This window comes from Protofrankia sp. CiP3 (assembly GCF_917627345.1).
Classification (GTDB): Bacteria; Actinomycetota; Actinomycetes; order Frankiales; family Frankiaceae; genus Protofrankia.
On sequence record NZ_CAKJTM010000034.1, the window covers coordinates 42990 to 49212 of the forward strand.

Here is a 6223-nt window from a genome sequence, read left to right on the forward strand (position 1 = left end):
CCGCCATCCTGCCCACGGCTAGCCGATTCGAACATACCGGGCGACCGGCGGCTCCTGGGCCGGCTGTGCGCAGTTGCCGCATACCGCCGCCACGACGACGAAAGCGCCGGTGCGGGCGTCCGGCCACACCGCGGCGCGTACGAAGCATAGGGTCGTCGGTGTGGATCGCCGCATCTTCGGCCTGGAGAACGAGTACGGCGTCACCTGTGTCTTCCGCGGGCAGCGCAGGCTGTCTCCGGACGAGGTGGCGCGGTACCTGTTCCGGCGGGTTGTGTCCTGGGGCCGCAGCAGCAACGTCTTCCTGAAGAACGGTGCCCGGCTCTATCTCGATGTCGGCAGCCATCCCGAGTACGCCACCCCCGAGTGCGACTCCGTTCCCGATCTCGTCACCCATGACAAGGCCGGCGAGCGCATCCTGGAAGGACTGCTGGTCGAGGCGGAACGACGCCTGCGCGAAGAGGGCATCGCCGGGGACATCCATCTGTTCAAGAACAACACCGACTCGGCCGGGAACAGCTACGGCTGCCATGAGAACTACCTCGTCGGCCGGCACGGCGAGTTCAGCCGGCTCGCGGACGTCCTGGTGCCGTTCCTGGTGAGCAGGCAGATCCTGTGCGGGGCGGGCAAGGTGCTGCAGACCCCTCGCGGCGCCGTGTACTGCATCTCGCAGCGCGCCGAGCACATCTGGGAGTCGGTGTCCTCGGCGACAACCCGATCCCGCCCGATCATCAACACCCGGGACGAGCCGCACGCGGACGCCGAGCGTTTCCGGCGCCTGCACGTGATTGTCGGCGACTCCAACATGAGCGAGACCACCACCTTGCTCAAACTCGGCTCGACCGATCTCGTCCTGCGCATGATCGAGGCTGGCGTGGTACTACGGGACATGTCCCTGGAGAACCCGATCCGGGCGATCCGGGAAGTCAGTCATGACATGACCTGCCAGCGTAAGATCAAACTGGCGAGCGGGCGCGAGGCCAGCGCTCTGGAGATCCAGCGTGAGTACTTCAGCAAGGCGGTCGAGTTCATCGAGCGCCGGGGCGGGGATGCGATCGCCAAACGTGTCCTGGACCTGTGGGGCAGAACGCTTCTCGCGATCGAGACCGACGATCTGGAGCTGGTCGCCCGCGAGATCGACTGGGTGACGAAGTACGTGCTGATCGACCGGTTCCGGCACCGGCACAGCCTGTCCCTGGCCTCACCCCGGATCGCCGAGCTGGACCTGAAGTACCATGACATCCACCGTCAGCGAGGCCTGTACTACCGGATGGAGCGGGCCGGGCTGGTGGAGCGGGTCAGCCGTGACCTTGATATTTTCGAGGCGAAGTCCATCCCGCCGCAGACTACCCGGGCACGGCTGCGTGGTGAGTTCATCAAGCGTGCGCAGGAGAAGCGACGTGACTTCACCGTTGACTGGGTGCACCTCAAGCTGAACGACCAGGCTCAGCGCACGGTGCTGTGCAAGGATCCGTTCCGTTCCGTCGACGACCGAGTCGACAAGCTCATCGCCAGCATGTGAGGACCACCCGCCTGTGACCGACCTTCGCCGCCCCGTCAAGGGCGTCCAGCTCTCCCTCTCCCGGGCCTTCGGCGGACCGGGGGAAGCGCCGATCACGCCTGCCGCGGCCAGGCGTCTGTCCGTCGCGCTGTCAGCGGTTCTGCTTGCCTGCGCACTCGCCGCCTGCAGCAGCTCCACCGCGCCCGACGGGACCAAGGCCGCGCCGGTACGGCTGACGGACACCCTCGGCCCCGCCGCCAGCGGCGTGGGGCTGCCCGCGGTCACCGGCGCGACCGACCTCAAGGCCAAGCCGACGATCGCGGCCGGCTCCGGTACACCCGGTACCAAGCTGCTGACCAGGGATCTCGTGGTCGGTACCGGAGCGGTCGCCACCACGCAGAGCACGGTGTCGGTGCAGTACGTCGGAACGCTGTGGACCACCGGTGAGGAGTTCGACTCCAGCTGGAGCCGCGGACAGGCCGCGATCTTCCCGCTGAGCGGTGTCATCCCAGGCTTCCAGCAGGGCATCGCCGGCATGAAGACCGGCGGCCGCCGGGAAATCGTGATCCCGCCGGACCTCGGCTACGGCTCAACGGCCCAGGGGCCGATTCCCGGCGGCTCGACCCTCGTCTTCGTCGTGGACCTGGTCGGGCTGCAGGCGACGAATCGCTGACTCAGAGCGACCGACAGGAGGGGTGCGGCATCGCGGGGGTGTGAGGTGCGCAATTCCTGTCGCGGTCGCTCTCGCCGGCCGCTCCTGAAGATCCAACGCGGATGGCCTAGCCTCATACGGTGTCCCGTCGGCGGTTGGAACGGCTGCTGAACCTTACGATGTGCCTGATGGCAACATCACGTTTTCTCAGTGTGGCCGAAATCGGCGAACTCGTGGACGGTTTCGCCCCGGGCGAGACCGCCGAGGAGCAGGAGGCGTTCCGCCGGATGTTCGAGCGGGACAAGCAGTACCTGCGCGACCTCGGCATCCCGCTGGAGACCGGATCGAACTCGTTCCTCAGCGATGACGTCGGGTACCGCATCCGGCGCAGCGACTACGCGCTGCCGGAGATATCCCTCGACCCGGATGAGGCGGCTGCCCTCGGGCTCGCCGCGCGGCTGTGGTCAAGCACGTCACTGGCGGCCGCGAGCGCAAGCGCACTGCTCAAGCTCGCGGCCGGGGGCGCTCCTACGCTGCCTGGCCCGGACGGCCTGGAACCCCGCGTCGGCACGACCGAACCGGCGTTCGCGCCGTGCCTCGCGGCGGTCCAGGCCGGGCAGGCGATCCGCTTCCCCTACCGCAAACCGACGGAGACCGAACCGAGTGAACGCTGGGTCGAACCGTGGGGTGTGGTGTCCTGGCGGGGACGTTGGTATCTGGCCGGGCATGATCAGGACCGCGCCGCGGCCCGGGTGTTCCGGCTGTCACGGGTGACCGGCACCGTTCGCCCGGTCGGACCGCCCGGGGTGGTCCGGATGCCCGAAACCGTCGATCTGCGGGCGCTGGTGTCGGCGTCCGCGCCGCCGGAACGGACCCGCACCGCCGTACTGAAGATACGTCCGGGGACGGGCCACGCGCTGCGCCGGCACGCCCGTGTCCTGTCCGCGGCGACCGGGCAGGACACGGTGCCGGGCATGCCCGGGATGGACATCGTGGAGATTGACTACTCCGATATCGAGCGCATGGCCCGCTGGGTGGTGGGGTACGGCGACGACGTCCTGGTGGTACGGCCCCGGCAGCTGCGCACCGAGGTGGTGCGCCGGCTGGCCGACGCGGCGCGGGCGCACAGCGCACCGGGCGGCCTGGCCCCCCGGCCGTGCACGGAGCGGGCGCCGACCGCGGGACCGGCGGCACCGTGAGCCCGTCGGCCGCCGAAGCCTCGACCGATCGACTGAGCCGGCTGCTCGCCCTGGTGCCATGGCTGCGGGCGCACCCGGGCGTCACCCTCGACGAAGCCGCCGCGACCTTCAGGATCAGCGTACGGCAGCTCCGGGACGATCTTGACCTGTTGTTCGTCTGCGGCCTGCCCGGCGGTGCGCCCGGTGACCTCATCGACCTGAGCTACTCCGCCGATCAGGTCACCGTTGTCGACCCGCAGACCCTTGACCGGCCGCTGCGGCTGTCGGCGGACGAAGCCATGGCGCTGGTTGTCGCGGCCCGCACTCTCGCCGAGGTGCCTGGGCTGTCCGCCCGCGACGCTCTCGACCGCGCGGTGGCGAAACTGGAGAAAGCGGTCGGGGCCCTGCCCGCGGAACGGGTCAGGGTCGAGCTCGATGCCCAGGACGAGGTCCTGCGCATCGTCCAGGACGCTGTCGCCCGGAAGCGGCGGCTGCACCTTCGCTACCTGGTCTGGTCCCGCGACGAACTCACCGAGCGTGATGTCGATCCGATGCGGGTACTGGCCCGTGACGGCCGCTGGTACCTGGAGGGCTGGTGCCATCGGTCGCAGGCGGTCCGGCTGTTCCGGCTGGACCGGATCGACGGTTCCCAGGAGGTTACCGTTCTCGACCTCCCGGCGGCACCGCCGCCCGCGGCGGCGCCGCGCGAGACCACGGGCAGCCTCTACCAGCCCGGGCCGTACGATCTTCGGGCTGTGCTCGAACTGCGTCCGGGGGCCCGCTGGGTTGCCGACTACTACCCGGTCGAGTCCCAGCGGGAGATCGGAGCCGGCTGCCTGCTGATCGAACTGCGGGTGTCGGAAACAGGCTGGTTACGCAGACTGGTGCTGGGTCTCGGGGATCAGGCACGGGTGGTGGAGCCGGCGGAGCTCGCGGCCGAGGTGCACGCTGTCGCTGTCCGTGCCTTGGCGGCCTACGGCCTCCAGCCCCGGCCGGGAGCGGGGTAGGTTGATCCCGTGCGTTGGCTGCTCATCGACTGTGCTGTTGTCCTGCTGACCTGCGTTGCGCTTGGCGCGTTGGCGTATCGCCTGTTCAGCAGGGTGCGCCTGGTCACCAGTGAGGTCGGGAAGCTGCGGGACCGGCTGGCCGGCCTCACCGACGAGACGGCCGCGTTGGCTGGGCGGCTCGACGCCGCCGAGGCCAGCGCGAGACTCGGTGAGCGGGCATCGGCCAGCCGGTCACGAGACGACAGATCCTGGTTATGAGCCCGTCACGTGCATAACATCAGGGCGTTGTCTGACGAGGCCAGGCTAGCCGACGTAACATCAAGCCGACGTAGTATCAGGCGCGCACCGGTCGTTGGGGCCGGACATCGAAGTGAAGGAGGCACGCCATGCCCAATCTCGGTACCCCCGAGCTTCTGATTATCGCGTTTGTGGTCATCCTGCTGTTCGGATCCAAGAAACTACCCGACGCGGCACGCTCGGTCGGACGCTCACTTCGGATCTTCAAGGCCGAAACCAGGGGCCTCAGCCAGGATGATGAGAACCCCACCGTGACCGCGCCACCGCAGGCCCAGCCGACACCGGCACCGGCACTGCGGCCGATCGAGCCCGCCCAGGCGGTTGCGGCTCCGCAGCAGGCAACGGCTGGCGCGCCGTCGGTCAACGGCCACTCCGCCGCGGCAGGCGACAGCGGCCTCCAGCGCTGACACATCCATCACCCTCTCGTCCACGAGCAGGAGTCGCCGCCCGTGCCCCGGTTGCCCACACCGCGGCGGATCGTGCAGGCGGTGCAGTTCCGCCGTACCAGGACGGTCGAAGACAGCCGGATGTCGCTCACCGAGCACCTTCGTGAGCTGCGCGACCGGCTGGCGAAGGCGCTGATCGCGCTGGCCATCGCCACCGTGGTCTGCTTCATCTTCGAACCGCGTATCTTCGACCTCCTGAAGGAGCCGTACTGCTCGTTGCCGGCGAAGTCCCGCGCCGGTGGCGGAGAATGCCAGCTGTACTTCTTCGGCATCCTCGACGCTTTCATGATCCGATTGAAGATCTCGCTCATCGCCGGAGCCGTGGTCTCGTCCCCGGTCTGGCTCTACCAGCTCTGGTCGTTCATCACGCCAGGGCTGCACCGCAACGAGCGCCGCTGGTCACTGGCGTTCGTCAGCTCGTCCCTGGTGCTGTTCACCCTCGGTGGCTACTTCGCCTATCTGACCCTGAACAAGGGCCTCCAGCTGCTGCTCGGTTTCAGCGGAGACGGTCTCGTCAGCCTGCTCGACGTCAACAAGTACCTCTCCTACGTCATCGCCATGCTCATTGTGTTCGGGCTGTCGTTCGAGGTCCCGTTGCTGGTAGCGATGCTGAATCTCGCGGGCGTGGTCCCCACGCGGACATTGCGCGCGTGGCGCCGTGCCGAGATCTTCCTCGTGTTCGTGTTCGCCGCCGTGGTCACACCGAGCCAGGACCCGTTCACGATGATTGCTCTCGGCCTGCCGATGTGTCTGCTGTACGAGGTCGCGCTCATTATCGGTTGGGTCAATGACCGGCGCCGGGCCCGCCGTGGCGACACATCGCCGTACGCGGATCTCGATGACGACGAGGCTTCACCGCTCGACTTCGACGATCTCCCGCGTCCGGACGCGCCAGCGCGTCCGGACGAACGCTCCGGCGGTGGCGACCCGGTGGGAACCACCGTGGGCACCGGCAGCGCACCGTCGAACGCGGCTCACCTCGACGTCACCTGAGCACCATCGCCCGCCCTCCGATCCTCGCTCTGGCCACTGGGCGGCCCTGGCCGGAGGGCGTTCGACCAGGGAGCGGCGTCTGGGCTGATGGATCGCGAGGCGCTGCCCAGCCGGCGCGAGCCAGACGGTCCTAGTGGTCGCCGCCGGACGTT

General features: G+C 68.6%; 7 protein-coding genes. All 7 read left to right on the plus strand.

Annotated elements, in window-relative coordinates; genetic code table 11:
• Positions 1-160: 160 nt before the first annotated feature.
• A complete protein-coding gene (gene pafA / locus MJ797_RS13820; RefSeq protein ID WP_239311189.1) occupies positions 161-1519 on the plus strand; it encodes a Pup--protein ligase in 1359 nt (452 codons plus the stop codon).
• Between the two features lie 13 nt (positions 1520-1532).
• Positions 1533-2171, plus strand: coding sequence for an FKBP-type peptidyl-prolyl cis-trans isomerase (locus MJ797_RS13825; RefSeq protein WP_239334802.1), 639 nt, complete (start codon positions 1533-1535; stop codon positions 2169-2171).
• Positions 2172-2290: 119 nt separating this feature from the next.
• Complete coding sequence (locus MJ797_RS13830) at positions 2291-3349, plus strand: helix-turn-helix transcriptional regulator (protein ID WP_374582171.1); 1059 nt, start codon at positions 2291-2293, stop codon at positions 3347-3349.
• Positions 3346-4335: a YafY family protein gene (locus tag MJ797_RS13835; protein ID WP_239334806.1), complete on the plus strand. Its 990-nt coding sequence runs from the start codon at positions 3346-3348 to the stop codon at positions 4333-4335. The genes MJ797_RS13830 and MJ797_RS13835 overlap by 4 nt, the downstream gene beginning before the upstream one ends.
• Positions 4336-4344: 9 nt before the next feature.
• Positions 4345-4593, plus strand: coding sequence for a hypothetical protein (locus MJ797_RS13840; protein ID WP_239334808.1), 249 nt, complete (start codon positions 4345-4347; stop codon positions 4591-4593).
• A 128-nt stretch (positions 4594-4721) separates the two neighbouring features.
• Entirely contained in the window at positions 4722-5039 is a 318-nt protein-coding gene (gene tatA, locus MJ797_RS13845; RefSeq protein WP_239334810.1) for a Sec-independent protein translocase subunit TatA, read from the plus strand.
• Positions 5040-5081: 42 nt separating this feature from the next.
• Positions 5082-6071: a twin-arginine translocase subunit TatC gene (gene tatC, locus MJ797_RS13850; protein ID WP_239334811.1), complete on the plus strand. Its 990-nt coding sequence runs from the start codon at positions 5082-5084 to the stop codon at positions 6069-6071.
• Positions 6072-6223: the final 152 nt, after the last annotated feature.

Coding starts and splice junctions, on each gene's coding strand:
- tatA (WP_239334810.1), top strand. CDS start 4,722: ATGCCCAATCTCGGTACCCCCGAGCTTCTGATTATCGCGTTTGTGGTC.